At 73.2% G+C, this 26567-nt stretch carries 29 protein-coding genes; 14 read left to right on the top strand and 15 right to left on the bottom strand.

Annotation, left to right across the window (positions count from 1 at the left end; translation table 11 throughout):
• Window positions 1–236 precede the first annotated feature (236 nt).
• Window positions 237–1175 (top strand): LysM domain-containing protein, encoded by a 939-nt coding sequence (locus QL987_RS01125; protein WP_290155865.1) that lies wholly within the window; start codon window positions 237–239, stop codon window positions 1173–1175.
• Window positions 1176–1187: 12 nt separating this feature from the next.
• Here QL987_RS01125 and QL987_RS01120 read toward each other — a convergent pair whose 3' ends face one another.
• The 5 genes from QL987_RS01120 to QL987_RS01100 form a co-directional block, all read right to left on the bottom strand.
• A complete protein-coding gene (locus QL987_RS01120; RefSeq protein WP_146248102.1) occupies window positions 1188–1736 on the bottom strand; it encodes a hypothetical protein in 549 nt (182 codons plus the stop codon).
• A gap of 254 nt (window positions 1737–1990) precedes the next feature.
• Entirely contained in the window at window positions 1991–2890 is a 900-nt protein-coding gene (locus QL987_RS01115; RefSeq protein WP_221849142.1) for an NmrA family NAD(P)-binding protein, read from the bottom strand.
• Between the two features lie 10 nt (window positions 2891–2900).
• A complete protein-coding gene (locus tag QL987_RS01110; protein WP_290155864.1) occupies window positions 2901–3899 on the bottom strand; it encodes an NAD-dependent epimerase/dehydratase family protein in 999 nt (332 codons plus the stop codon).
• Window positions 3896–6655: an alpha/beta fold hydrolase gene (locus QL987_RS01105; protein WP_290155862.1), complete on the bottom strand. Its 2760-nt coding sequence runs from the start codon at window positions 6653–6655 to the stop codon at window positions 3896–3898. The genes QL987_RS01110 and QL987_RS01105 overlap by 4 nt, the downstream gene beginning before the upstream one ends.
• Window positions 6652–7725 (bottom strand): 3-oxoacyl-ACP synthase III, encoded by a 1074-nt coding sequence (locus tag QL987_RS01100; RefSeq protein WP_290155860.1) that lies wholly within the window; start codon window positions 7723–7725, stop codon window positions 6652–6654. The genes QL987_RS01105 and QL987_RS01100 overlap by 4 nt, the downstream gene beginning before the upstream one ends.
• A gap of 139 nt (window positions 7726–7864) precedes the next feature.
• On the opposite strand from QL987_RS01100, the gene QL987_RS01095 reads away from it, so the two are divergent.
• Window positions 7865–8542 (top strand): class I SAM-dependent methyltransferase, encoded by a 678-nt coding sequence (locus QL987_RS01095; RefSeq protein WP_290155859.1) that lies wholly within the window; start codon window positions 7865–7867, stop codon window positions 8540–8542.
• 100 nt (window positions 8543–8642) lie between these two features.
• Here QL987_RS01095 and pgi read toward each other — a convergent pair whose 3' ends face one another.
• Entirely contained in the window at window positions 8643–10364 is a 1722-nt protein-coding gene (gene pgi / locus QL987_RS01090) for a glucose-6-phosphate isomerase (RefSeq protein WP_111074474.1), read from the bottom strand.
• A 196-nt stretch (window positions 10365–10560) separates the two neighbouring features.
• Here pgi and QL987_RS01085 point away from each other — a divergent pair, with 196 nt between their 5' ends.
• The 8 genes from QL987_RS01085 to QL987_RS01050 all read left to right on the top strand — a co-directional run bounded on the left by QL987_RS01085 (window position 10561) and on the right by QL987_RS01050 (window position 18864).
• The gene (locus QL987_RS01085) at window positions 10561–11106 is read left to right on the top strand and encodes a sigma-70 family RNA polymerase sigma factor (protein WP_290155858.1); all 546 of its coding nucleotides are present in this window, start codon (window positions 10561–10563) and stop codon (window positions 11104–11106) included.
• The gene (locus tag QL987_RS01080; RefSeq protein WP_290155857.1) at window positions 11096–12325 is read left to right on the top strand and encodes a hypothetical protein; all 1230 of its coding nucleotides are present in this window, start codon (window positions 11096–11098) and stop codon (window positions 12323–12325) included. Before QL987_RS01085 ends, QL987_RS01080 begins: the two co-directional genes overlap by 11 nt.
• 134 nt (window positions 12326–12459) lie before the next feature.
• Window positions 12460–13542, top strand: a complete 1083-nt coding sequence (locus tag QL987_RS01075) for an NADH:flavin oxidoreductase/NADH oxidase (protein ID WP_290155855.1) — start codon at window positions 12460–12462, stop codon at window positions 13540–13542.
• A gap of 140 nt (window positions 13543–13682) precedes the next feature.
• Complete coding sequence (locus tag QL987_RS01070; RefSeq protein WP_290155853.1) at window positions 13683–14981, top strand: sensor histidine kinase; 1299 nt, start codon at window positions 13683–13685, stop codon at window positions 14979–14981.
• Window positions 14963–15670 (top strand): response regulator transcription factor, encoded by a 708-nt coding sequence (locus tag QL987_RS01065; RefSeq protein WP_290155851.1) that lies wholly within the window; start codon window positions 14963–14965, stop codon window positions 15668–15670. Before QL987_RS01070 ends, QL987_RS01065 begins: the two co-directional genes overlap by 19 nt.
• A gap of 123 nt (window positions 15671–15793) precedes the next feature.
• Window positions 15794–16675 carry an ATP-binding cassette domain-containing protein gene (locus QL987_RS01060; RefSeq protein WP_290155850.1) on the top strand — a complete coding sequence of 294 codons (882 nt, stop codon included), beginning with the start codon at window positions 15794–15796 and terminating at the stop codon, window positions 16673–16675.
• Window positions 16672–17772: an ABC transporter permease gene (locus tag QL987_RS01055; protein WP_253464529.1), complete on the top strand. Its 1101-nt coding sequence runs from the start codon at window positions 16672–16674 to the stop codon at window positions 17770–17772. The genes QL987_RS01060 and QL987_RS01055 overlap by 4 nt, the downstream gene beginning before the upstream one ends.
• A gap of 117 nt (window positions 17773–17889) precedes the next feature.
• Window positions 17890–18864: a helix-turn-helix domain-containing protein gene (locus QL987_RS01050; RefSeq protein WP_253464532.1), complete on the top strand. Its 975-nt coding sequence runs from the start codon at window positions 17890–17892 to the stop codon at window positions 18862–18864.
• On the opposite strand, the gene QL987_RS01045 is transcribed toward QL987_RS01050, so the two are convergent.
• The 5 genes from QL987_RS01045 to QL987_RS01025 all read right to left on the bottom strand — a co-directional run bounded on the left by QL987_RS01045 (window position 18857) and on the right by QL987_RS01025 (window position 20825).
• Window positions 18857–19456, bottom strand: coding sequence for a TetR/AcrR family transcriptional regulator (locus QL987_RS01045; RefSeq protein WP_290155849.1), 600 nt, complete (start codon window positions 19454–19456; stop codon window positions 18857–18859). The genes QL987_RS01050 and QL987_RS01045 overlap by 8 nt on opposite strands.
• A gap of 1 nt (window position 19457) precedes the next feature.
• Window positions 19458–19622, bottom strand: coding sequence for a hypothetical protein (locus QL987_RS01040; protein ID WP_290155847.1), 165 nt, complete (start codon window positions 19620–19622; stop codon window positions 19458–19460).
• Window positions 19619–19783 carry a hypothetical protein gene (locus tag QL987_RS01035; RefSeq protein WP_181439196.1) on the bottom strand — a complete coding sequence of 55 codons (165 nt, stop codon included), beginning with the start codon at window positions 19781–19783 and terminating at the stop codon, window positions 19619–19621. The genes QL987_RS01040 and QL987_RS01035 overlap by 4 nt, the downstream gene beginning before the upstream one ends.
• A gap of 87 nt (window positions 19784–19870) precedes the next feature.
• Complete coding sequence (locus QL987_RS01030; protein ID WP_253464542.1) at window positions 19871–20068, bottom strand: hypothetical protein; 198 nt, start codon at window positions 20066–20068, stop codon at window positions 19871–19873.
• A gap of 259 nt (window positions 20069–20327) precedes the next feature.
• Window positions 20328–20825 (bottom strand): DUF1990 family protein, encoded by a 498-nt coding sequence (locus QL987_RS01025; RefSeq protein WP_290155846.1) that lies wholly within the window; start codon window positions 20823–20825, stop codon window positions 20328–20330.
• Window positions 20826–20942: 117 nt separating this feature from the next.
• On the opposite strand from QL987_RS01025, the gene QL987_RS01020 reads away from it, so the two are divergent.
• Entirely contained in the window at window positions 20943–21584 is a 642-nt protein-coding gene (locus tag QL987_RS01020; protein ID WP_290155845.1) for an SDR family oxidoreductase, read from the top strand.
• Window positions 21585–21746: 162 nt separating this feature from the next.
• On the opposite strand, the gene QL987_RS01015 is transcribed toward QL987_RS01020, so the two are convergent.
• Entirely contained in the window at window positions 21747–22079 is a 333-nt protein-coding gene (locus QL987_RS01015; protein WP_221849130.1) for a hypothetical protein, read from the bottom strand.
• Between the two features lie 82 nt (window positions 22080–22161).
• Between QL987_RS01015 and QL987_RS01010 the strand changes: the two genes are divergently transcribed.
• Together QL987_RS01010 and QL987_RS01005 are read left to right on the top strand one after the other, a co-directional pair.
• The gene (locus QL987_RS01010) at window positions 22162–22476 is read left to right on the top strand and encodes an ATP-dependent DNA ligase (protein ID WP_110904197.1); all 315 of its coding nucleotides are present in this window, start codon (window positions 22162–22164) and stop codon (window positions 22474–22476) included.
• Window positions 22473–22772, top strand: a complete 300-nt coding sequence (locus tag QL987_RS01005) for a hypothetical protein (protein ID WP_290155843.1) — start codon at window positions 22473–22475, stop codon at window positions 22770–22772. Before QL987_RS01010 ends, QL987_RS01005 begins: the two co-directional genes overlap by 4 nt.
• 85 nt (window positions 22773–22857) lie before the next feature.
• On the opposite strand, the gene QL987_RS01000 is transcribed toward QL987_RS01005, so the two are convergent.
• Window positions 22858–23436 (bottom strand): TetR/AcrR family transcriptional regulator, encoded by a 579-nt coding sequence (locus tag QL987_RS01000; RefSeq protein WP_290155841.1) that lies wholly within the window; start codon window positions 23434–23436, stop codon window positions 22858–22860.
• Window positions 23437–23596: 160 nt separating this feature from the next.
• Here QL987_RS01000 and QL987_RS00995 point away from each other — a divergent pair, with 160 nt between their 5' ends.
• Entirely contained in the window at window positions 23597–25075 is a 1479-nt protein-coding gene (locus QL987_RS00995) for an MFS transporter (protein WP_290155840.1), read from the top strand.
• A 480-nt stretch (window positions 25076–25555) separates the two neighbouring features.
• Here the strand turns inward: QL987_RS00995 and QL987_RS00990 are convergent, their stop codons facing one another.
• Together QL987_RS00990 and QL987_RS00985 are read right to left on the bottom strand one after the other, a co-directional pair.
• Complete coding sequence (locus tag QL987_RS00990; protein WP_146248100.1) at window positions 25556–25912, bottom strand: hypothetical protein; 357 nt, start codon at window positions 25910–25912, stop codon at window positions 25556–25558.
• Between the two features lie 167 nt (window positions 25913–26079).
• Window positions 26080–26567: hypothetical protein (locus QL987_RS00985; protein ID WP_290155839.1), on the bottom strand; the 488-nt coding region annotated here is incomplete at its 5' end.

Here is a 26567-nt window from a genome sequence, read left to right as displayed (position 1 = left end):
CCCAGAAACTTTGTCCTGTCAACCGGACAACATGTCGTATCGCGACTTGGACCGGTCCATGAAAGCCCTGGTCAGCATCGGAGCGGTCCACTGCGCGTTCGGAGGTGTTCTCGCTCGCGGAGTGGACCGTCTCTGATCTTCCCACCGGGCCGCTGACGTCGACGCCGGTAGGCTCTCCGGGTCAGAAGTCGACGATCCGTCAGCCAGGGGTCGCGCGGCACGAACGCAGGGGGACCATGCAGCACGGCGACGGACACCAGGGGAACAGCCGACGACGGACGGCGGCACTCGCGCTCGCTGTCCTGGTCACGACCGCCACGGCCGGGTGCTCGCTGCTGCGTGGGCCGGACGACTTCCCCTCGCCACAGCGGACCACCGCCAGCACCGCTCCGGCCACGCCCGAGGCCGACCCGAGCGCCAGCGCCGAGGCCCGCCGGATCGCCGAGTCCGCCTCGCCCCGCACGCCGACAGCGGTCCCCACGGAGGCTGCCGCCCCGGATCCCACCGTCTCGCCGATCCCGGTCGGCAGCGTCCTCAGCGAAGCCGACGTCGTCACGCCGAAGGGCAGCGTCCGGTTCCACTACCGCGTCGTCGTCGGCGCGGACGGCACCCCGACCGCGCAGTGGTCGAGCTTCGCCTCCACCCTGCCCGTCCCCGTCGCGACCACGTTCCTCGAGACGCCGCCCTCAGTCGGCGACGGCATCACCTGGCACGGCGTCGGCGACACCACGCTCGGCGGCGGCCCCGGTGCGACGGCAGCGCCCGCGTCGACGGCCCTCGACCCCGGCCGCGCCGACCCGTCCTGGCTCGGCGCGATCGTCGTCTACTCGGCGGCTGCCTCGGCCGGCCCGGACCTGCCGGTCGAGATCGGCCCCGGCAAGGTGCTCGCCGTGCAGCCGGTCCGGTGGTCGGTGCCGGCCCGCACGACGAACGTGCACCCGGTCGACGGCGGTGCCCGGCAGAACGCCACCGGGAAGTCCAGCAGCGACGGATCGACCGACGGCGCCCCGACCGCCTACCGGATCGCGTCGGAGGACCTCATCGGCTCGGTCGCGGCTCGCTTCGGGCTGTCGGTGAAGGACCTGGTCTGGCTGAACCCGGACGTCACGGTCTACGGGGACCAGCAGTACCTCTACGAGGACACGGTCCTCAACCTGGACCCCTACCGGCGGTAGCGCGGACGGACGTCAGCGCTCGGTGTCGTCCGGCAGGTCCCGCTCGTCCGGCAGGTCCAGCTCGACCGGCTCGGCACGCTCGACCGGCCCGGCGTCGAGGACGTCGCCGATCGCCGACATGCCGGCACCGTGATCCGTGTACCGACGGACCGTCCGTCGTGCGGCCGCCCGGGCCGCCCCGGTCAGCCGTTCGTTGCGGCGCGCGGCGTCGGCGACCCGGCCGGCGTGCCCCGCGGTGGAGAGCAGCACGTTCGCGAAGGCCCGGGCGTCACCCTGCTCCGGGATCCCGGTGACCGTCCACGCACTCCGCACCTGCGCGTCCGGCGTCACCCCGCGACGGGTGCCCATCCGGCGCCAGTCCGACAGCGCACCCTCGGTGCGGTCGGCAGCCCGGCCGGACTCCGCGGCGCGTTCGGCGTCCGCGGACCGACGGCGCTCCGGTGCGGGCGCGGCCGAGGCGGCCTCGGCACGGTCGCGTGCGGCGGTGTCGTCACCGCCCGCGGCGGCGATGCGGGCGGCGTGGGCCGCTGCTGCGGCCGCGAGGATCTCGGAACGGTCCATGCGACGACGGTACCCCGGACGACCGACCGTGCCGAGCCTCCCGGCCGGTGCGACGCCCTGCCGGACGCGAGACGTCACGCTGCCGTCGAGACGCCGCCCGGTCGCCGAGACGCCACGCTGCCGTCGAGACGCCACGCGGCCGTCGAGACGCCGCCCTGTCGTCGAGACGCCGCCACATCCGGCGGTGTCGCGAGCACTCGGCACCGTCTCGGCGGCGCGGCGGCGTCCCAGCGCGCCCGAGGGTGCCCTCCGGGTCAGACCCCGACGTGCGCCGCCAACACGTCCCGCACCGACGTCCACCCGTGCGGGCCGTAGCGGTCGTTGCGCACGTGCCGCAGCTCGGCCTCGCCGCTGAACATGCTCACGAAGTACTGCATCCCCTGCCAGGCCGGGAAGGTCTCGTCCTCGGTCGACGACAGCCGCCGCCCGGTCCGTGCCATCGCGGACAGGAGGCCCGTGGTGCCGGCCCACTGCAGCCGGAACGTCCGCCCCGTGATCCGGGACATCGTGGCCGCCAGTTCCCGCGAGGTCACCCGGTCCCCCGCCACCTCAACGACCCGCGGGGCGTCGGCGTCGAGCGCCACGTGCGCGGTGACCCAGGCGACGTCGTCCTTCGTCGTGAAGTCGAGCACCTGGTCCGGCGATGACCAGAACAGCACGCGCTGCCGGTCGAACAGCACCAGCGGCGCCTGCCCGGTGAGCATGTCGGCGAAGGCGCCGTTGAGCACCGAGGTCGCCCGGATCGAGGCGGCGTCGACGTCGGCGGCGAACTCGCGGCGGAGCTCGAAGTTCCGGTTCGTCCCGGGCGTGACCGAGCGGTAGTCGGCGGCGTAGTCGGACGGCACGAAGCGCTGCACGCCGGCGTCCACGGCGGCGGCGAGCAGTGCCCGCTGCGCGTCGACGATGACCGAGCGGGTGCCGCTGACGGCCGAGACGACGACCTCGACGCCCTCGAGCGCCCGGAGCAGTGCGGCCCGGTCGGTGTAGTCGGCGACGACGACCTCGACCCGGTCCTGGTCGGCGAACTGCTCGGCGGCACGGCTCGAGCCCCCGCGGGTGAGGACGCGCACGTGCGTGTCGTGGAGCAGGAGTTCGCGGACGATGCGCGAACCGAGGTCGCCGGTGGCGCCGGCGACGAGGACAGAGGTGGTCATGTCCACCACGCTACGGACGGCGGATGTGCCCGTCCGCATCGGCTGCGGCGGCGAGTGCGCGCAGTCCCTGGTCGATCGAGACGGACGGCGTCCAGTCGAGGTCCGCCCGGGTGCGGCGCTGGTCGAACCAGTGCGACGTCGAGAGCTGTTCGGCGAGGAAGCGGGTCATCGGCGGTTCGTCGGTTCCAGGGCGGACGCGCCAGACGGCTTCGATCGCGGACCCGGCGACCCGGGCGAGTGCGGCCGGCAGGTGCCACCGCGGCGCGGGGACGCCGGAGGCCGTGCAGATACCGGCGAGGAGTTCCCCGACCGGACGCGGCTCCCCGTTCGTCACGACGTACGCCTGGCCGTGGACGGCCTCGGCGCGGTGCAGCGCGGCGACCATCGCGGTGGCGGCGTTGTCGACGTAGCAGGTGTCGATCAGGGCCGCACCGGAGTCCAGGACCGGCAGGCGTCCGCTCCGGGCCCGGTCGACGATGCGGCCGACGAGTTGCTCGTCGCCCGGGCCCCACACCAGGTGCGGGCGGACGGCGACGACCGCGAAGCCGGGGACGTCGGCGGCCAGGGCCAGGCGTTCGGCGGCGGCCTTGGTCCGGGCGTAGTCGCCGCGGGCGGTCTCCGGGGACGCCGGGGTGGCGTCGTCGCCGGCGATCGACGCGCCGGTGTGGGCGACGGAGGGCGACGAGACGAACACGAAGCGGGCCACTCCGGCGGCGCGGGCGGCGGCGAGCAGGTCGCGCGTGCCGTCGACGTTGACCCGCTCGAAGTCTGCGGGGTCACCGGCGAGGGACACCTTGGCGGCCAGGTGCACGACCGCCTCGACCCCGTCGACCCCGTCGACCGCGGAACGGACCGCAGCCGGGTCGGTCATCGTGCCGAGCACGTCGGTGACGCCGTCGACACCGGAGGGTCGGCGCTGGAACGTCCGGACCTCGTGCCCGGCGTCCCGGACGGCAGCGGCGACCGCGCGACCGAGGAACCCGCTCGCACCGGTGACCAGGACCCTCACGGGCGGGTCATCCGTCCCCCGGCGAGCACCGACGACGCCCAGCGGGAGAGCCGCGCCCGGTCGACCTTGGAGTTGTGCCGGATGTCGGTCGGCAGCACGGGCACGACGAGGACCGCGGCGACCGGTACCCCGGCGGCACCGCGGACCGCGTCGGCGAGTGCGGGCGCAGCCGGGCCGGGGCGTCGTGCCGCGGGGACGGTCTCGACGACGGCGACGACCTGCTGCGTGCCGGCCGGACCGATGCCCGCGATGCCGACGCGGCCGATGCCGGCGACCCGTTCCATGCGCTGTTCGGGGCCGACCGGCGTGACGACGCCGTCCGGCGTGGTCACCACGTGCTGCATGCGGCCCTCGACCCAGAGCTGTCCGGAGGCGTCGAGGTGTCCGACGTCGCCGGTGCGGTGGCCGCGCGGGTCGCTGACGCCGAGGCGCGAGGCCCGGTCGGTCCGCCAGAGCCGGTCGTAGTGGTCCCGCACGTGCGGGGCGACGACGACGATCTCGCCGGTGACGTCGGGCGCCTCGGTCAGTGCTCCGGTCGCGCGGCCGTCGGCGTCGAGCGGGGCGATCCGCACCCGCACCGACGCAGCCGGCCGGCCGACGCAGATGCCCTCGGCCCCGGACACCCCGGCAGCGCGGACACCGTCCAGGTCGACGTCCGTCATGAGCAGCCCCTCGGTCATGCCGTAGGGGGTGTGCGCGCTGGCGTTCGGCATCAGCTGGGTCGCCGCGGTGAGCAGCGCAGCGGACACCGGGGCGCCGGCGGACAGGAACAGCCGGACCCGGCCGAGGGCCCGCCGGTCGTCGTCGGTCAGGGCGGAGGCCGTCGCGACCACGTTCGCCAGGGCCGCCGGCGAGAGGAACACCACGGTGGCGTCGGCCGCCACGACGGCGTCCGCGACCGCACGGGCGGTCAGGGTGCGGGGAGCGGTGACGTCCATGTCGGGAGCGGCCGAGCGGGCACCGAGGGCGGGGCCGAGCAGCGCGAACGGCGCGAAGCCCGCCACCAGTCCGGTGCCGACCCCGACGTCGTACTGGCCGGCGAGGGCGTCCCGCACCGCACCGAGCTGCCCGTGCGTGTACACGACGCCCTTCGCGGGGCCGGTCGACCCGGAGGTGAACAGGACCGCGGCCGGGGCGTCGGCAGCGGGAGCCTCTGGCAACGCGGAACCGGCGGCCAGGCGTGCGGCACCGCGACGGGCGACGGCGGCGAGGGTGTGCTCGACCCGCAGCGCCCGGCGAGCGGGGGCGGGCAGGGCCACGGTCGCGATCCGGCGTCCGGGCCAGCCGAGGGCCCGCGCCGCGGCGAGTCCGGGCAGGGCACCGATGATCCAGTCGGGACGGGCACCACGGACGGCGCGGGTCAGACCGCCGAGTCCGAGTCCGGCGTCCGCGACCACGACGACCGCGCCGATCCGGATGCAGGCGTAGAGGGCGGCGGTCAGGTCGGCGCCGGGGGTCACCAGGAGCGAGACCCGGTCGCCGTGTCGGACGCCGAGGTCGAGCAGTCCGGCGGCGACCTCGTCGATGCGTCGGGCCAGCAGCCGCCAGGTGATCGTGCGGGTCCCGCCGGGTGCGGCCATCTCGACCAGGGCCGGCTCGTCGCTGTCGCGGAGCTCGGTCAGGTGCGTCCAGAGCGGGCGGTGGGTGCTGTCGGTGGCGTCGGCCTCGCGGTCGCGCGCGTCCGCGTCGGTGCCTGCGTCGGCGTCGGTGTCGGTGTCGGCCGGGAGGCTCGGGCCGGCCGGGGTGGGCGCGGTGCCGTCCGGCAGGTGGTCGCCGAGCCAGTCGAAGACCGTCTCGGCGACGTCGGCGTCGTCCGGCAGCAGGTGTCCGGCACCCTCGAAGCGGTGCACGTCGGCCTGCGGCAGCCGGGCGGCGAGGTCGTCGAGGTAGCGCTCGAGGAACACCGGGTCGCGGGGGCCCCAGAGGAGCAGGGCCGGGACCTGCAGCGCGGCGACCCCGGCAGCGATGCGGTCGAGTTCGACCGCGCTCGGGTGGGACGCGTCGACGGGGATGTCCGCGACGAACCCGCCGACCGCACCGCGTCGGGCAGCGCCGCGGTAGGGCGCCCGGTAGGCGTCGGCGGTGGCCCGGTCGAGCTTCGGGTGCGCGATGGCCAGGGTGGTCTCGATGAACGCCGGGGTGATGACCGTCGCGCGCCCGAGCAGCTGCGGGCGGAGCGCCAGACGGAGCGGTGCCGGGATCGGGGCGTCCGCGCTCTGGTGCACGGCGGTGTTGCAGGTCGTCACCGCGACGACGAGGTCCGGGTGGTCGACGGCCCACCCGAGGGAGACGACACCGCCCCAGTCGTGGCCGAGCGTGACGACGGGGCCCGCGAGCCCGAGCTCGTCGGTCAGCGCGCCGAGGTCGGCGACCCGGTCGGCCAGGCGGTGGTCGACGCCGGTGCGCTCCGAGAAGCCCATGCCGAGCTGGTCGACGGCGACGACGCGCCAGGCCGGACCGCCGGCAGCGGCGACCGCGAGCGACTTCGCGACGACGGAGCGCCACAGGTAGGACCAGGTCGGGTTGCCGTGCACGCAGAGCAGCGTGCCGACGGGCTCGACGCCGAGTGCGGCCAGGGACGCGGCCGTGTCGAGGAGGTGCCAGGTGCGCGCGGGGCGAGCCGGGCCTCCCGGACGATCCGACGGCGATGCCGGGACCGTGACCAGGCGGGACCAGGCCGGGTCGAGTCCGGGCAGGGGCGGCGGGAGCGTCGCCTGAGCCGTGCTCGTGGCGACGCGGGGCAACCGCGGTGTCACCAGCGCAGTTCCATCATCGCCGTGTTGATGCCGGAGCCGACACCGCCGAGGAACACGCGGTCGCCGGGGCGGATCGAGCCGCGGGCGACCTCGTCCGCCAGGGTGATCGGGATCGACGCGGGGCCGACGTTGCCGAAGCGTTCGTACGTGGTGGGGACCTTGTCGCGCGGGACGCCGATCGCGGCGACGAACGCGTTCGTGTGCACGTCGGAGACCTGGTGCAGCACGTACCGGTCCATGTCGGTCCAGTCGAAGTGGGCGCGCGCTTCGTTCCAGGCGGCGACGACGAGCTCCATGCCGCCCTTGAGCAGCATCTTGGCGTCCGTGAACATGCCGTCGACGCTGCCGACGCACAGGTCGTACCACTGGGTCGCCGCACGGGTGACACCACCGACGATGCGGTGGCCGGTCGGGTGCAGGTCCGCCGGGCCGAGCACGGCCGCGGCGGCACCGGAGCCGAGCGTCAGGCTGGCGAACTCGCTCATGAAGTCCTTGCGGTTCCGGCCGCCCTGGTTCAGACGGTCGATGGTGTTGAGCTGCACCTGGTCGGCGTCCTCGCCGTCGACGACGAGGGCGTACTTGATCTGCCCGGAGTCGATCATGCCGGCGGCGACGCTCATGGCGTTGACGAAGCCCAGGCAGGCGTTCGCGATGTCGAAGTTGATGGCCGACGTCGGCAGGCCCAGGCCGTGGTGCAGGCGCACGGCCACCGAGGGCTCGAGGTGCGGACGCGTCACCGAGGTGTTGATGAGCAGGCCGACGTCGTCGGGCTTGATGCCCGCGGCGGCCATGGCACGACGTCCGGCGTCGATCGCGGCGTCCTGGAAGGACTGGTTCTCACCCCAGTTGCGGCGCTCCCGCACGCCGGCGACGCGCTCGAGCAGTCCCATCGGCAGGCGGAGGCGACGGAGCACGCCGCCGAGCTTCTCCTCGATGTCCGCGGAGGTGGTCACGCGGTCCGCGACGGTGGTCTCGACGGCCAGGACAGCGGCGTTGCGGAAGCGGACGGTCGCGTTGCCGGGTCGCTCCGTCTCGGCGCTCGGGGTGTCCTGCTGAGGCCGCTCGGTCATGATCGTCACTTGCACATACTTCCGTATCGATGCTGGGTCTCCGTTGCGACTGCGCCGGACGGACCCCGGGAACGTCGTCGCCGTTGCCGATCCGGCAATCGTACTGGCCGTCCCCGAGCACCGGTGGGATGCTGCGCGGATGCCCGCAGAACCCACTCACGGCAGGGATGCCGAGGCCTACTGGACCGACCGCTACGGGGACGCCCCGATCTGGTCGGGGACACCGAACGCGTCACTCGTCGACACGGTCGGGCGACTCTCCCCCGACGGCGACCCGGCGGCAGCTGGCGGGGCTGCTCGTGCGCGCCGGGCGCTCGACCTCGGCAGCGGTGAGGGTGGCGACGCGCTCTGGATGGCCGCGCAGGGGTGGTGGGTCACAGCGGTGGACATCGCGGCGAACGCCCTCGCCCGCGGACGCGCCGAGGCCGAGCGCGTCGGACTCGGTGCCCGGGTGGCCTGGGTGCAGGCCGACCTGGCGACCTGGGACACCGACGACCGGTTCGACCTGGTCACGGCGTCGTTCCTGCACTCGTCGGTGTCGTTCCCGCGGGCCGCGGTGCTGCGGCGGGCGACGACGCTCGTGGCACCCGGCGGGCACCTGGTCGTCGTCGGGCACGCCGGGTCCCCGTCCTGGGCGTCGCACGCCGAGCACGCGCACGCCGAACCCCTGGTCGGTCCGGCGGAGCAGGTCTCGCAGCTCGCACTCGACGACGGGTGGGACGTCGAGGTGGCGGAGCTCCGCACCCGGCAGGTCACTGCACCGGACAGCAGCCCGGCGACGCTGGAGGACTCGGTGGTCCTGGTCCGGCGGCGCTGACGGCGGTCTCGGGCCGCGGTCTGCGGCCCGCGGTCTGCGGCCCGTGACGCACGAGAGGCCCGTCGCCGGAGCGACGGGCCTCTCGTGTCAGTGCGTCGGATCAGCCGCGCAGCTCGAGGTACTTGGCGATGAGCGCCTTCGTCGACGAGTCCTGCGCGTCGAGGGCGTCCTGGTCGCCGTCGACCGCCGGGGCGACCTGCAGCGCGAGCTGCTTGCCGAGCTCGACACCCCACTGGTCGAACGAGTCGATGCCCCAGATGGTCCCCTCGGTGAACACGATGTGCTCGTAGAGGGCGATCAGCTGGCCGAGGACGCTCGGGGTGAGCTCCGGCGCGAGGATCGACGTGCTCGGCTTGTTGCCGGTGAAGGTGCGGGCCGCGACGATCATCTCGTCGGTGGTGCCCTCGGCACGGACCTCGTCGGCGGTCTTGCCGAACGCCAGCGCCTTCGACTGCGCGAAGAAGTTCGCCAGGAACAGCGAGTGGACGTCCTGGCCGGGCTGCACGGCCTTGCCGTCGCCGGTCTGGTCGGCGAGGGCGTGGGCGGGCTTCGCGACCGTGATGAAGTCGGCCGGGATCAGGCGCGTGCCCTGGTGGATGAGCTGGTAGAACGCGTGCTGGCCGTTCGTACCGGGCTCGCCCCAGAAGACCTCGCCCGTGTCGGTGACGACGTCCGAGCCGTCCCAGCGGACGCGCTTGCCGTTCGACTCCATGGTGAGCTGCTGCAGGTAGGCCGGGAAGCGGTGCAGGTACTGCGTGTACGGCAGCACCGCGTGGCTCTGGGCACCGAGGAAGTTCGTGTACCAGACGTTGAGCAGGCCCATCAGGACGGGGACGTTCTGCTCGAGCGGGGCGGTGCGCATGTGCTCGTCGATGGCGTGGAAGCCGGCGAGGAACTGCTCCCAGTTCTCCTGGCCGATCGCGATGACGACGCTGGTGCCGATGGCCGAGTCGACCGAGTACCGGCCGCCGACCCAGTCCCAGAAGCCGAAGGCGTTCTCCGGGTCGATGCCGAACGCGGCGACCTTGTCGAGGGCGGTGGACACGGCGACGAAGTGCTTCGCGACGGCGTCCTTCTTCTCGTCGTCACCGGCGTCGGCGAGGCCGAGGCCCGCCCAGAGCCACTGGCGCGCCAGACGGGCGTTCGTCAGGGTCTCGAGGGTGCCGAAGGTCTTCGACGCGACGATGAACAGCGTGGTCTCGGGGTCGAGGCCGACGGTCTTCTCGTGGATGTCGGCGGGGTCGATGTTCGAGACGAACCGGACCTCGAGCCCCTGCTGCACGTACGGCTTGAGGGCTTCGTAGACCATGACCGGGCCGAGGTCGGAGCCGCCGATGCCGATGTTGACGACGGTCTCGATGCGCTTGCCGGTGACACCGGTCCAGGCGCCGGAACGGACCTGCTCGGCGAAGCCGTAGACCTTGTCGAGCGTGGCGTGCACGTCGGCGTCGACGTCCTGGCCGTCGACCGTCAGGGGTGCGGCGGGGACCAGGCCCTCGGTCGCCTTGGGTCGGCGGAGCGCGGTGTGCAGGACGGCACGGTCCTCGGTGACGTTGATGCGCTCACCGGAGATCATCGCCTGGTAGCGCTCGGCGACGCCGGTGTCCTCCGCGACCTGCAGCAGTGCCTGCAGGACCTCTTCGGTCACCAGGCCCTTCGACAGGTCGACGGTCAGGTCCGCGGCCTGGAAGGTGTACTTCTCGGCACGACCGGGGTCGGCGTCGAACCACCCCCGGAGGTCCGGGGAGAAGCCGGCGGCGATGCCGTCGAGCTGCTTCCATCCTGCGGTCGATGTGGGGTCGACGGGTGCGGAATCGGTCACTTCGGTCCTCCTGGACGCCAGAGCTGGACGGCCCGCAGACCTGGCGCAGCATCGCGTCGCGGGCCGGGTCCGAGCGTAGTGCCGTTCCACCGACCTCGCGCACAGGACCGCATCGCCTGTGGAGAACACGGACACGCCGGACACGACTCCGTCAGGATCGTCGATCCGCCGACATTGCTGTAGTGAAGGAGGCACCGTGGACACCGAGACCGACACCGACACAGACGTCGCCCTCACCCGACGACTGGCGGGCGGGGACCGCGCTGCGCTGGCGGACGCGTTCGACCGGTTCGCGCCGACGCTCACCCGCTACGCGTGGGCGCTGGCCGGCAGCCGGCAGGACGTCGAGGAACTCGTGCAGGACACGTTCCTGACGCTCTGGCAGAAGGCCGACACCCTGCAGCTGTCGACGCGTGCGCTCCTCCCGTGGTTGCTGGTCGTCTGCCGGAACCACGCACGCAACCAGGCCAGGGCGGTCGCGGGGCGGGCCGCCGACGAGCTGCCCGCCGAACTCGCCGTGCCGGAAGCCGACCAGGAGGCCCGTGAGCGCCTCCGGTGGGTCCGTGACGAGATCGACGCCCTCCCGCCGCTCGACCGGCGGATCTGCGAACTCTGCCTGATCGAGGGCCACTCGTACACCGAGGCGGCCGCGATGCTCGGGCTGAGCGTCGGCGCCGTCACCCAGCGGGTCTCCCGCTCCCGAGCACGACTGAAGAAGGCGGTGACGCACGATGAACACTGAGCCCCCCACCGGAGACGACCTGCAGCGGATGCTCGTCTCGATGAAGCAGAACGTCCTCGAGCACGCCGAGGAACGTCACCCGAGGCCCAGGCGCCACCGCAGCCGCATCGTCATCGCCACCATCGCCCTCCTCGCCCTCGGCACGGCCGGTGGTGCCGTCGCCCTCGCCGTCGTCCCGCAGGTCCAGCAGGCCGCTCCGGCGCCGAGCTGGACGACCGAGCCCTCGGTGCCGGCGAGCACGCCGGCGTCCGCGCCGGTCGTCGACACCCCGGCTCCGAAGCCGTCCGCATCGAGCGCCGCCGCGCCGTCGCGGTACCCGACCGACTGCCGAGCGCTGTACTCCGACGCGGACCGGGAGCGGCTCTTCGGCAGGACGCCCCTCACCCAGAGCCCCGCGCACCCGGACGGCACGACCGTGCCCACACCATCGACGATGCCGTACGCCGGCGGCACCTGGACCGCTTCCGAGTGGCTCGACTGCGTCTGGGCGGATCCCCGCGCCGACGTCAGCGGCATCCACGTGACCATCGGCAGCGCCTCGGCCGCGGCGCTGTCGGGGCGCGAGGACGGGTTGCGCGCGGCCGGTGCCGACTGCGCTCCGGGCGACGGCGGGACAGTCTGCTCGCGCAGGTTCCGAGCTGACCCGTCCCCGGAGGACGGCACCGAGACCTCGTGGTGGGACGGCGACGGTCGCTGGATCACGATCAGCCAGGTCAACGCACCCACATCGGGCCTGCTGTCGGCGACCATCGCCGGGCTCTCGTCCGACCGCGTCGGACCGGGCTCCTGGGTCGTGAGCGGCGCGGGCGTCGGACCGATCACCATCGGCAGCGCCTACCAGGACGTGGTGGCGGCGGTCGGACCGGTGGTGCCGCAGGCGAACGGCTCCTGCCCGAACCCGAACGTCGGGATCTTCGACTCCGGTGACCTGCACCTCGTCGTCCAGCAGGCGGACGGCAAGGTCATCGGCGTCGAGGCCAGCGGACTGACCACCGCGGCCGGGATGGGCCGGGGCAACAGCCTCGACCAGCTCCGGGCGGCCTACCCGGACCTCACCCGCACGCCGGGCTACGGCGACGACTCGTCCCCCTCGTTCGCCTACTGGAGCGTCCGTGACGGCGACCGGTCGGTGACGTTCGAGATGGACGACGCCGGCACGTCGGTGATCGGCGTGTGGGTCGGCGTGGACCCGCGGCCGCCGTACGAGTACTGCGGCTGAGTCCCCGCGGCGGCCAGGACCGCAGCCTTCCCGGGGTTGCGGCCTTCCCGGGGCTGTGGCCTTCCCGGGCAATCGGTACGACGACAGTCGTACTGTGGACAGACCCACGAACCGAACAACCGGGAAGGACCCGCGTGACCCACGCACTCTTCGACCCCATCACCCTCCGCGGACTCGAGATCCGGAACCGCGTCTGGATCCCGCCGATGTGCCAGTACATGGTCGAGGCGCAGGACGGCGTCCCCACGCCCTGGCACCTCGTGCACCTGGGCGGTCTGGCCCGCGGCGGTGCCGGCGCAGTGGTCGTCGAGGCCACCGGCGTCGTCCCCGAGGGTCGCATCAGCCCGCAGGACCTCGGCCTCTGGAACGACGAGCAGCGCGACGCGTTCCGCCCGATCACCGACTTCATCCACAGCCAGGGCGCCGTCGCCGGCATCCAGCTCGCCCACGCCGGCCGCAAGGCCTCCACCAGCCGCGAGTGGGGTCCGACGGCGGGCGGCGGGAACGTCGCGCCGGAGCAGGGCGGGTGGCAGCCGGTCGGCCCGTCGCCGATCGCGTTCCCCGGCCTGCACGTCCCCACCGAGCTGACCGTCGAGGGCATCGCCGACGTGGTCCGGGCCTTCGCGGCCGCCGCCCGTCGCGCCGTCGACGCCGGCTTCGACCTGCTGGAACTGCACGGTGCCCACGGGTACCTGCTGCACGAGTTCCTGTCGCCCCTGTCGAACGAGCGGACCGACCAGTACGGCGGCTCGCTCGAGAACCGCGCCCGTGCCCTCCTCGAGACGGTCGACGCCGTCCGGGCCGAGGTCGGCGAGGACGTCCCGCTCGTGGTCCGTCTGTCCGCGACCGACTGGGTCGAGGGCGGCTGGGACCTCTCCGAGTCCGAGCAGCTGTCCGCCTGGCTCGGCGAGCACGGGGTCGACCTCGTGTCCGTGTCGACCGGCGGCAACGTCCAGAACGCCCCGATCCCGGTCGGCCCCGGCTACCAGCTGCCGTTCGCGACGGCGATCCGGCAGGCCACGGGCGTGCCGGTCGCGGCCGTCGGGATGATCGACGACCCGTTCCAGGCCGAGCAGATCGTCGCCCTCGGGCAGGCCGACGTGGTGCTCATCGGGCGGGGCGCGCTGCGCGACCCGAACTTCCCGATCCGTGCCGCGCAGGCGCTCCGGGTGGACCTGCCGTACAAGCCGGCACCGTACGAGCGCGCCTACCGCTGATGCGCGCGGGGTGACGGACGGGAGGCCCGCACCACGGCCTCCCGTCCGTCGCCCTCCACAGGTGGCCGGGTCCCGACCACCGTCCACAGGTCGGTGTCGCCGCGGCGGCCCTGCCGACATGAGCCGCTACCGTGGTCCCCATGACGGGCACGGGGGTGACCGCCGGGGACGGACCGGCGCGCAGCGAGGAGTGGTCGCGGCTACCGGTGGGGCGGCGCGAACACCGGCAGGACGCGGTCCTGGCGCTCGTGCTCGCCGCCGCGCTCACGGTGTCGATGACCCTCTACGGCGCGATCGGCCTGTACGACGACCCGGCTCCCTGGTGGGTGTCGGCGCTGATGGTCGTCGCGAACGCCGGTCCCCTGGCCTTCCGCCGGCGTTTCCCGATGTCGGTCGCCGTCCTCACGGCGCTGGCCTTCGCCGCGACCCAGCTCCTGCACGTGCCAGAGGGGCTGTTCCTCAACTTCACGCTGTTCATCGCCCTGTACACGGTCGGTGCCTGGTGCTCCGACCGGACCCGCGCCGAAGTGGTGCGCTGGGTCCTCATCCTCGGCATGTTCGCGTGGGTGTTCCTGGCGATCGTGTTCCGGTGGTCGGTGCCGAGCGCGCTGCCCGACGACGGTGACTCGGCGATCCCGCCGTACGTGGCGAACTCCCTGCTGGCGATCGTCATCAACCTCGTGTACTTCGGCGCGGCCTGGTACTCCGGCAACCGTGCCTGGACGGCCGCGGTCGCCAAGCACGACCTCGACGAGCGCACCGCCGAACTGGCTGCCGAGCGGGAACGGTCCGCGGTGCAGGCGGTCGCGCTCGAACGGGTCCGGATCGCCCGCGAACTGCACGACGTCGTCGCCCACCACGTGTCGCTGATGGGCGTGCAGGCCGGTGCCGCCCGACGGGTGCTCGAGCGCGACCCGGAGCAGGCCGCCACGTCCCTCGCCGTCGTCGAGGACAGTGCCCGGACCGCGGTGGAGGAACTGCGCCGGATGCTCGGCACCCTCCGCCAGACCGACGCCGACGGGCACACGCTGCCCGCGGACGCCCCGAGCACCGAGGGGCTCGCGCGCCTGCCGGAACTCGCCGCCGCCGCGACGACCGCCGGGCACGCCACCGGCTTCAGCGTCGTCGGCGACGAACGTCCCGTCCCGCCGACCGTCGCCTCGGTCACCTACCGGATCGCCCAAGAGGCGGTGACGAACGTCCTCAAGCACGCCGGCCCCGACGCCCGCGCCGACCTGCGGCTGCGGTACCTGCCGGACGCGCTCGAGCTCGAGGTGACCGACACGGGTGCTGGGGCACGGGCCTCCCGGTCGACCGCGGGCAGCGGACTCGGCCACGTCGGGATGCGCGAGCGCGTCGACGCGGTCGGCGGACGGATCGAGATCGGGCCCCGAGCCCGCGGCGGCTACCTGGTGCGGGCATGGCTGCCGACGGCGTGATCCGGGTGGTCCTGGCCGACGACCAGGACCTGGTGCGGGCGGGCTTCCGGGTGATCCTCGAGTCCGAACCCGGCGTACGGGTCGTGGCCGAGGCCCGCGACGGTGCGGCAGCGGTCGCGGCCGTCGCCGAGCACCGCCCGGACGTGGTGTGCCTCGACGTGCAGATGCCCGGCGTCGACGGGCTCGAAGCGGCACGGCGGATCACCGCGACGGACGACCCGCCGGCGGTGCTCGTGCTGACCACGTTCGACACCGACGAGTACCTGTTCGACGCCCTCGCGGCCGGTGCCAGCGGGTTCCTGCTGAAGAACGCCTCCCCCGAGAAGCTCATCGAGGCGGTGCGGACCGTCGCCGCCGGGGACGCCCTGCTCGCCCCCGACGTGACCCGGCGGGTGATCAGCCGCGCGACGACGGCGAGCGTGCCCGTGGTGCCGCCGGCTGCCGAGCCACCGACCGACCGTCCTGAGCCCGGTGCGGCTCCGGTGCCCGGCCTGACCGAACGCGAGACCGAGGTGCTGCGGCTGCTCGGACGGGGACTCAGCAACGCCGAGATCGCCCGGATGCTCTTCGTCGGGGACGCCACCGTGAAGACCCACGTGTCGAACGTGCTGCAGAAGCTCGGCCTGCGCGACCGGATCCAGGCCGTGGTGTGGGCGTACGAGAACGGCGTGGTCCGCTCCGGCGACTGACCTGGCCTCCCCCGCGCGGCGGAGGCGACGCCGGCGCGATCCCCGTCGCGTGTGGGAGGCACCGAACCGCCCGCTCTCGTAGCGTCGGAGGCGCAGCGAGGGCCGCTGCGGAAGGGACCCGCCATGCTCAGCATCGAGGGAGTGACCAAACACTTCGGCGAGCGCCAGGTGCTCGACGACGTCGGCTTCACGGTCGGCCGCGGTCGGTTGACCGGGTTCGTCGGCGGCAACGGCGCCGGCAAGACCACCACCATGCGCATCATGCTCGGCGTGCTCGACGCCGACAGCGGCACGGTCGCGATCGACGGCGTCCCGATCGGCCCCGCCGACCGACGTCGGTTCGGGTACATGCCCGAGGAGCGCGGCCTCTACCCGAAGATGCCGGTCGCCGAGCAGGTCACCTACCTGGCGAGGCTGCACGGCGTCGACCGCCGGACCGCGACCGCGCGGACGACCGAGCTGCTCGAGCGGCTCGAACTCGGCGCACATGCCGCGGACCCGGTGGAGAAGCTCTCGCTCGGCAACCAGCAGCGGGTGCAGGTCGCCGCGGCCCTGGCACACCGGCCCGAGGTCCTGGTGCTCGACGAGCCGTTCTCCGGGCTCGACCCGATGGCCGTCGACACGGTCCTCGGCGTCCTCCGCGAGACGGCGGCGGACGGGGTGCCGGTGCTGTTCTCCAGCCACCAGCTCGACGTCGTCGAACGGCTCTGCGACGACGTCGTCGTGATCGCCGGCGGTCGGATCAGGGCCGCCGGGCCGCAGGACGAGCTGCGTCGCAACGCCGGTCCCGCCGCGTGGGAGATCCTGGTGGCGGACGACGTCGCCTGGCTCCGCGACGAGCCCGGGGTCACCATCCGGGCCTTCGACGGCGGGTACGCCCTGTTCGAGGCCGACGAGTCCGTCGCCCAGACCGTCCTGCAGCGTGCGGTCGCCCGTGGCGGGGTGGCGTCGTTCGGCGCGCGGGTCCCCCGGCTCAGCGAGGTCTTCACGGAGGTCGTCCGATGAGCGCCGTCCAGCGCGGCATCCTGCAGCGCAGCACCGTCGACGCCGTCCGGCTCGTCACCGTGCGGGAGATCCAGGCCCGGCTCCGCAGCAAGGCCTTCGTCGTCTCCGCGGTGATCCTGCTCGTGATGGTCGTGGCGGGCATCGTCGTCGCGGGCATCGTCGGGAAGTCGACGGCGAACGCGACGACCCCGGTCGCCGTGGTCAGCGGGGTGACCCTGCCGAGCTCGGACGGGCTCGACGTGACCAGGACGTCCGACCGTGCCGCGGCCGAGCAGCTCGTCCGTGACGGCGAGGTGGACGCCGCGATCGTCCCCGACGGCGGGCAGCTCGGCTTCCGTGTCGTCGGTCTCGACAGCGCCCCGACCGACGTCGTCCAGGCGCTCAGCGTCTCGCCCGAGGTCGACCTGCTCGACCCCGGCGCCCTGCCGCCCGGTCTGGTGTCCCTGGTGGGCATCGCGTTCGGCGTGGTGTTCTTCGCCTCGGCCGTGACGTTCGGTCAGTCGATCGCGCAGAGCGTCGTGGAGGAGAAGTCCACCCGGGTCGTGGAGATCCTGATGGCGGCGATCCCGGCCCGGGCGCTGCTGGCGGGCAAGGTGATCGGCAACAGCGTGATGGCGCTCGGACAGATCGTCGCGATCGCGATCGCGGCCGCCGTGGCCCTGGCGGTGACCGGGCAGGACAACCTCTTCACGCTGCTCGGCCCGAGCGCGCTCTGGTTCGTCGGGTTCTTCGCGGTCGGGTTCGTCCTCATCGCGGCGCTGTTCGCGGCGTCGGCGGCACTGGTGTCCCGTCAGGAGGACGTCGGCAGCGTGACCACCCCGGTGATGATGCTGCTGATGATCCCGTACTTCCTCATCGTGTTCGCCGCGGACGACCCGACGATCCTCGGCATCATGTCGTACGTGCCGTTCAGCGCTCCGATCGGCATGCCGGTCCGGATCTTCCTGGGAACGGCCGAGTGGTGGGAGCCCCTGCTGTCGCTGGTCGTCGTCGCGGTGTCCGCCCTGGTCGTCGTGCTCCTCGGTGCGCGGGTCTACGAGAACGCCCTGCTCCGCACCGGTGGCCGGGTGAAGCTGGCCGAGGCGATCCGCGGCTGACCCGCGGTGATGCGGTGACGCGCTGATGGTCCGTAGGACGCGGCCGGTCGGTCCCCCGTGGCGGTTCCCGGACACCGGGCTGCCACGGGGGACGGCCGTCGTGGGATGCTTCGCCTGATGCCGATCGACGACGCGATGCCGGTGCGTCTCGACGTGACGGGGACGGACCTCGGAGAGGCCGCGACCTTCATCGCGGACCTGTACGGCGCCGACCTGCACGTCGGGCCGGCGTCGACGCCGTTCTCGTTCCGGTACGCGGCCCTCGGCGACAGCACGATGTCGCTCCACACGTCGCAGTTCGGCGGACACGTCGACGGGGACCTGCCGCCCTCCGACGCCGTCATCGTGCAGTGGCTGCAGTCCGGGTCCTCGCGGCTCGACACCGGGGGCACGGTGCTCGAGATGGAGCCCGGCGTCCCCGTTCCCCTGCTCCCCGACCGCACGTTCTCGTTCGCGATGGACGACTACGAGCAGCGCCTCGTGCACCTGTCCCGCGAGGTCGTCGAACGCGTCGCGGCCGAGCAGGGTGCCGACCTGTCCGCCGGGCTGCGCTTCGACCACCTGACCGCACCCTCCGAGCAGTCCGTGCGGACCTGGCACAACACGGTGTCCCTCATCTCGCACACCCTCCGCGACGGGACGCCCGGGCGGCTGCTGCACGCCGAGATGGCCCGGCTGGCGGCGGCGTCCCTGCTGGAGATGTACCCGCAGCAACGTCCGGTGCGCCGGCGCCCCGAGGGCACCGCGCTGTCGGTGCACGTCCGCGCGGCCGTCGAGTACATCCAGGACCACGCCCGGATGCCGATCACGACGAGTTCCCTGGCGCGACACCTCGACGTCAGTCTGCGCGCGCTGCAGGAGGCCTTCCAGCGGGACCTGCAGACCACGCCGAACGCCTACATCCGGCAGGTCCGCCTGGACCGGGTGCGCCAGGAGTTGCTCGTCTCCGACCCGACCGCCGTCTCGGCGCGCGAGGTCGCCGCGGCCTGGGGGTTCGCCCACCTCGGACGCTTCGCGCAGCAGTACGCGGCGGAGTTCGGCGAGAGCCCGAGGGACACGCTCGAACGGTCAGACGAGCTTCGGCCTAGATGAAGTCGGTGTGCGCGCTGGGCGCGTAGGCCGTCATGAGCGTCGCGGCCGCGAGCCGGGCCGATCGCGCCGGACGGGTGGTGCGGTGGATCGCCGACTCGACCTTGGCGCCCTCGACCAGCAGGGAGAGCGCGTCCGCCACGTGCACGGGCAGGCCGGCGCGAGCGGCGAGGGCGTGCAGGTGCGCCTCGATGCCGCGCAGGTGGTCGTGGGCCAGGGCGGCGACGCGGGACTCGGAGCGGCCGAGTTCGCCGTAGCCGTTGATGAACGCGCAACCGGTCCAGGTCGGGTCACGGAAGCAGGCCTCGAGGTGCGCGAACACGGTGAGGATCTCGTCCCGGGCATCTGCGGCTCCGAGGGCGGCCTCGGCGAGCCCGTCGTTCCACTGCGCGTGCCGGTGTTCCAGCACGGCGACGACGACGTCGATCTGGTCCGGGAAGTACGCCCGGACCGTCTCCGGGTCCGTCCCGGCGAGCGTCGCGACGGTGGCGTGGTCGAGACCGGCGGCACCCTCGGCGGTGAAGACCCGGTCGGCGGCGTCGACGACGCGAGCACGGTCCCAGCGGTGCGGTTCCTGCTCGACGTCGACGCCCACGTCAGATGGTCGTCGTCGTCGTGGTGCGCAGTGCGGTGCTCCGGGCGGTGCGCCCGGCACAGAGCGCCTCGAGGCGTCCGAGACGGGCCCAGACGACCCGGTGGTCGGCACTCAGCCCGGACGAGTCGGCCGTCACGCGGACCGGTCCCTGCTCGAAGGCGATCACGCGGCGGCCTGGAAGAAGTCGGCGTACGTCGGGTCGGTGCTGACACCGATGCCGAGCCGGCTGATCACGATCCGGTCGATCTCGAGGGGCGAGGACATGCCTCGACGGTGCCACTCCAGCGGGTCGGAGCGGAGTTCCTGCATCAGGGTGGAGTCACGCACGGAAGGCCTCCTGTTCGCGCATCAGCGCGGTCATGTCGATGGGTTCGGTCAGCGCGACGACGTCGTACGGCGCTGGTGCTGCGGCGATCACGAGGCGACCACCAGGGCGATCACGGCGAGCGTGAACGTGGTGACGGCGGCGAGGCCGACGACGAGCGCGCTCGCGGTCAGGATGCGACCGTGGGTGGCTTCGCGGATCTCGGTGAAGGTCTCGGTGCGCGTCGGCCGACGAACGGCCGGGCCTCCGGCGAGGGGTGTCGGGATGGCGGTGATGGTGGCGGGCATGAGCTTCGCCTCCTCTGCAGGGACCTCGTTCGGTCCCACGTCGACCGGGGCGACCGCTGCGGCCAGGCCACCGCGGATCGCGGGGGATGTCGGGGCACGCGGGATGGTGTTCGTCCTGGTGTCTCCGACGCTACGACACCCGCTCGAGCGGACACGAACGCGTCCGCCGATCCGCGAATCGCGACGGATCCGGGCCGCGCATCCCGACCGAGGGCCACGCCCCGACCCGCGCAACGCAGCGCAACGCAGCGCAGCGCGTTCAGCGGAGCGCGCGCCGGTACCGCCAGCGGACGACGACCTGCGCGGCACGGAGCACCGGGAACACCAGTGCCCAGGCGCGGGTGGTCGACGGCCGGGTCAGGGACCGCAGCGTCAACCAGACGGTGTCGCCGTCGCGGCTCACGATGAACGACTCCTCGCCGTCGACGGGGTGGCCGGGCAGGGTCCGGTAGGCGAACCCGACCCGGTCGTCGGTGCGCACCACCGCGACGACCTCGACCGGCTCCCGCACGACGACCGGGCCGATCCGGAAGCGCACCTCGAGCCGTCGGCCCGGCTGCACCTCGACGTCGTCGGGCACCGAGAAGCCGCTGCGGGTCTTCACACCCCAGCGGAGCACCGACCGGGAGGCCCGCTCCCACGCCGCCTCGCCGGTCCCGACCGCGGACCGCCGCTCGTACCGCCGGTGGGCCGGCGCGGTGGGTCCCCAGACGGCGGACGCGGGATCCGTCCGCGCCGTCCCCTCGTCGCTGCCCATGCCGGCCATCCTGCCCGAGTGCCGTGCCCGAGGACGCGGGACGACCCTCCCGGCCGGTCGCCGACCACCCCGTCGCCGACCACCCCGTCATCAGGGCCCGCGCGTACCGTCCACGTCATGAGCAACGTCATCATCCTCGGCGGCCACGGCCGCGTCGCCCTCCTCACCGCGCAACTCCTGACGGGCCGCGGCGACACCGTCTCGTCGGTCATCCGGAAGGCCGAACAGCAGGACGACGTCCGCGCCACCGGTGCGGAGCCCGTCGTCGCCGACATCGAGCAGCTCGACATCGCCGGCCTCACCGACCTGGTCCGCGGCCACGACGCGATCGTCTGGGCAGCCGGCGCCGGCGGGGGTTCCGCCGAGCGCACCTGGGCCGTCGACCGTGACGCCGCGATCCGCTCGATGCACGCCGCCCTCGAGGCCGAGGTGCAGCGCTTCGTCCTCGTCTCCTGGTCGGACGCAGGCCTCGGCCACGGCGTCCCCGAGGACGACGACTTCTTCGCCTACGCCGAGGCGAAGACCGTCGCCGACGCGGTCCTCCGCGACTCGGCGCTCGACTGGACGATCGTCGCCCCGAGCACCCTGACCGACGACGACGCGACCGGGTCCGTCGAGACCGCCGACCCGTCCTCGAGCATCGCCCGCGCGGACGTCGCCGCGCTCGTCGCCGCGTCCCTGCACGACGACGCGTCGGTCGGCAAGACCTTCCGCGTCAACACCGGCGACGTCGCGATCGAGCAGTTCGTCCGCAACTGAGCCCGCGTCTCCGTACCACCGAGACGCCGCCGACCTGCCGAGACGCCGCCGGATCCGGCGGCGTCTCGTGAGTTCGGCGGCGTCTCGTGCATCCGGGCCCGTCTCAGGGCCAGGGGCACCGCAGCGTCGCGCAGGTCGCTACCGTCGCGACGGTCCCCTCGCTCAGAAGTCCTCGCCGATGTCCGGCACGTCCGTCATCTCCGCGTTCCACGCCGGCCGAGCCGGCTGGAGACGCAGCGTCTCCGCCTCGAGGTACTCGATGACCTGCTGGTCGAACGGCTCGTCGGCACTGTCCGGCACCGGCGTGGAGAAGATCTCGCTCGCCGGCCCGATGAGCAGGTGCGCGTAGACCGTGCCGCCGCCCTCGGTGACCACCGGGATCTGCACGACGTCGGACTTCCCGGCAACCGCCAGGGCACGGCAGTAGCGGAGGAGGGCCTTGCAGGTGCGGTCCCCGGTGAGGATGTGGCTGTTCACGTAGTGGATACGGCGCATGTCGGCCAGGCTGTCGGACGGCTCCTGGGGGACGTTTAAGATCGGCCGGAGCCGGACAGGCGGCGCGGAAGGACACACCACCATGGGCAAACTCGTCTACGACTCCACGTTCACCGCCGAGTTCGACGACCGCCTGCTGACGCACCTGCAGATCGTCATCGGGATGAAGCTCCGGCGTGGTGAGTCCTTCATGTTCTCGTGGAAGGACGACGTCGAGCTCGGGGACGGCCGGACCGCGATCTGGCTCGACCGCTCGATGCCCCTGGTCTTCCGGTACTCCGGCAGCCGCATCCCCGCCGTGAACCGTGCCTGGGTCGAAGCGCTCGGCCTGACCGCCGGGTCGTCCGCGGGCCTCCGCATCGTTCCCGAACCGACCGACTCCGGAGACACCCTGTGAAGCGCACGGTCCTGACCTACGGCGGCACGCAGTACACGATCGCGAACGAGGACACCGAGACCGTCCAGGCGCGCATCGACGCGGGCCTCCGGGACCACCCGTTCATGTGGCTGCAGGTGAACTACGGCGACGGTCGGGCGACCCCCGCCATGCTGCTCATCTCCCCCGCGACGCCGGTGGCGATCATCACCGAGCGCGACGTCGACGAGCAGGACGAGGACGGCTCCGTCGCCCGCTACCTGCTGCCGGAGCAGACCCGCCCGGCGTCGATCGAGATCGGCCCCACCGACCACTGAGCGCGCGCCCGGTCCCGGTCCCGTCCGGGAGGCGCGCCACCCGCCCGCCAGTCGGCCGACGTCCGGTGGACGCAACCGCCCGCAGTCAGCCCCGCCCGCCGCCGAGCAGCGCCCGCAGGGCGTCCTCGAGCGGCCGGGCCACCGCCTCGACGTCCGCGGAGGCCAGCGGCTCCACCTTCGTCGAGGTCCGCAGCATCGTCATGCCGAGCACCACGGACAGGGCGATCTCGGCACGGACGAGCAGGTCGTCGTCGTCCGCGGACGAGCTGCCCGCACGGGCGGCACCGGCGAGCCGTTCGGCGTAGCCGCGGAGGGTCTCCCGCCGGATCCGGTCCACGGCCTCGTCCCCGGAGCCACGGAGCAGCAGGAGCAGCTGCATCGAGTCCTCGTCCGTCGGCGACCGGATGATGTGCCGGATGAGCCCGCCGAGCACGCGCTCGAGATCAGAGCCCGACGGCGCAGCCTCCTGCTCGGGGGTCGCCCGGTCGAGACAGGCGCGGAACAGCCCCTCCTTCGACCCGAAGTACCGGTTGATGAGCGCCACGTTCACCCCGGCGTCGGCGGCGATGTCCCGCACGGTGGTGGCCCGGTAGCCGTCGAAGGCGAACCGATGCCGAGCGGCCTGCACGAGGGCCAGGCGGGTGGCAGCGGCGTCCTTGCTCATGGCCCGAGCGTAGCGGGCGCGGCCGGACGCTCAACGGCGATGTAATCAGGTGTTGACATCGATCGGGGAACGCGTACCCTCATGAAGTCAGCAGTTGTTGACATCGACAGCGTCGTCGGTCCCCCACCCCGCCCACACCCGATCCGACAGACGGAGCACGATGTCCACCGCCACCGCGAGCCCCCGCACGGGCTCCACCCCGACCGTCGACCACGGCCGTCGTCCGAACAGCACCGCGATCATCGTCTACCTGTCGCTGGGCGGCCTGTCGTTCGCGGTCCTGCAGTCCCTCGTCGCCCCGGCACTCGCCACGATCGGCCAGGACCTCGGCGCCTCGACCAGCGCCGCCAGCTGGGTCCTCACGGCCTACCTGCTCTCGGCGTCGGTGCTCACCCCGATCCTCGGCCGCCTGGGTGACATGGTCGGCAAGCGCAAGGTACTCATCGTGGTCCTCACGATCCTCCTGGCCGGCGCCGTCCTCGCCGCCCTCGCCCCGAACCTCGGCGTCCTCATCGTGGCGCGCGCCCTGCAGGGTGCCGCGGGCGCGGTGATGCCGCTGTCCATCGGCATCGTCCGCGACGAACTGCCGAAGGAGAAAGTGAGCGTCACCATCGGGCTGCTCTCCGCCATCTTCGGCATCGGCGCCGGCGTCGGCATCGTGGCCGCCGGCCCGATCGTCGAGCACCTGTCCTGGCACTGGCTGTTCTGGCTGCCCGCCGTCCTCGTCGTGATCGCCCTGCTCGGCGCCGTGTTCGGCATGCCCGAGTCGCCGGTCCGGAAGCCCGGCCGCCTGGACGTCGCCGGCACCGCGGTCCTCGCCGTGTCGCTCGTCGCGATCTTGCTCGCCGTCAGCGAGGGCCAGACCTGGGGCTGGGGTGACGTGAAGACCGTCGGCCTGCTCGTCGTCGGTGCCGTCGCACTCGTTGCCTTCGTGTTCGTCGAACTGCGCGTCGCCGAGCCCCTCATCGACGTGCGGCTCTTCGCCGTCCGCGGGGTCTGGACCGCCCACGTCGTCGCACTCGTCTTCGGCTTCGCGATGTTCGGCACGTTCGTCCTCGTCCCGACGATCCTGCAGCTGCCCAGCGCGCTCGGCTACGGCTTCGGCAAGGACGTCACCCAGGCCGGCCTGTTCCTGCTGCCGACCGTCGTGATGATGGTCATCGCGGGCCCGATCGCCGGCATCCTGGTCCGCAAGGTCGGCCCGAAGCCGCCGATGCTCATCGGCGGGGTCGCGATCGTCGCCGCGTTCCTGATCCCGGCGATCTCGCACGCGTCGATCGTCGAGATCGTGGTGTCCGGCATCCTCACCGGCGTCGGGATCGGCATGGCGCTGGCCGCCTGCTCGAACGCCATCATCGAGAGCGTCCCGGCGAACCAGACCGGCGAGGCGATCAGCGCGAACACCGTCGTGCGGACCATCGGGTCGAGCGTCGGGACCGCCGTGATCGCCGCGCTCATCACCTCCCACAGCACCCCGCAGGGCCTGCCCACCGACGACGCGTTCACCATCGGCTTCTGGGCCTGCACGGCGGTGGCCGTCCTCGCGGTGGTCGCGGCCCTCGCGGCACCGTCGATGCGCGCACGCCGTGCCGCCGCCCTCACGGCGGGTGTCGACGACTTCGACGCGGTCACGCACTGACCCGCTGAACGGGCCCGTCTCGCCGAGACGCCGCGAACCGTGCGAGACGCCGCCGAACTCGGCGGCGTCTCGCGGGCTCGGCGGCGTCCCGGACTGACGCCGGCGTCATCCGCCGGCTCGAGCGCACCGGACGGGAGGCCCGGATCACGTGAGCAGACCGCCCACCGGAGCCGGGCCTCCCGTCCGTCAGCGCGGTCACGCCCCTGGACACGGCCCCCGCGGCGCCGCGAGGACCCGCTGAACGGGCCCGTCTCGCCAAGACGCCGCCGGAACGCGCGGCGCCGTGCGGACCCGCTGAACGGGCCCGTCTCGCCGAGACGCCGCCGGATGCGTGGGACGCCGCCGAACTCGGCGGCGTCTCGCGGGCTCGGCGGCGTATCGGACTGACGCCGGCGTCTCGCGGGCCCGGCGGCGCCCCGCGGGCCCGGCGGCGTCCCGGACTGACGCCGGCGTCAGCCGCAGCCGCAGCCGCACCGGAGCTCAGGCGCGGTGGTGGTCCCGACCGAAGAGGGACGTGAGCGTCGCGACGATCGCCATCCGGAGCCGGACCCCCGCGGGCGGCGCCGGCGGCAGGGTCCGGATCGGCGCCGTGAACGCCAGGTCGTGCAGGTTGTTGCGCTTCGACCCGTCCCAGTTCGCGAACAAGTACGGCGTGCCGAGCGCCATCAGGCTGCGGACCGGTGCCGGACGCGTGCCGGAGGCGGCGACCGCGTAACCGGAGTGGCCGGCCGTGATCGCCTGGATGACGGTGTCCGCGTCGGTGACGCCGTTGGCGGTCACCACGGTGGTGATGCCCGTGCGGTCGCGGGCGACGAATTCGATGATGTGTTCAGTCACGAGGTACTCAGGGTCGCGAGTCTCCGTCTCGGCGTGGGTGAGACGCACGAGGCTTGGCCGGAACCGACGTTGCTTCCGTCGTCGAGGATACGTCGCACCTGGCGGGACGGCGCACGGACGATCCCGATTGCGTACCCGCGTCGGGCACCACCGACCGCCGGCACGCCTCAGGCGACCCAGACGACGATGCCGTTGTACCCGTTCAGCAGGACGGCGACCCCGGCGCGGAGCGCCCGGCCGGCCCGCTCGTCGGTGAACGTCGACGGGTCGTGGTGGCTCGAGGTGCCGAGCCCCTCCCCGCGGAAGCCCGCGCCGGTCCAGTCCGCCGCGGTGACGTTGGCGGTCGGCTCCGCGATCTCGGCGCCGAGCACCAGGAACTGCTGGTGGAGCGCCGAGGGCGAGATCGCGGCGATCGGGTCGACCAGCTCGTCGCCGACGCTGATCACCAGGTCGGCGCGCTCGCCGATCGCGGCGGCGACCGAGGGCAACCGGTCGTCGGCGCTGTCGGCGACGATCGGGACGACGGTGACGTCCTCGGCTCGTGCCCACGAGTCGACGGCGTCCACGAGGGTCTCGGTCTGCGCGTTCGGCTTCCCCGGCGAGAGCAGCACGACGCGGTACCCGGACGGCGGCGCGACGTCGTCCCACGAGTGCG

Source organism: Curtobacterium sp. APC 4022, assembly GCF_030407555.1.
GTDB lineage: Bacteria > Actinomycetota > Actinomycetes > Actinomycetales > Microbacteriaceae > Curtobacterium.
The sequence above is the reverse complement of the archived record's forward strand: the minus strand, read 5'-3'. Positions and strand labels throughout refer to the sequence as shown.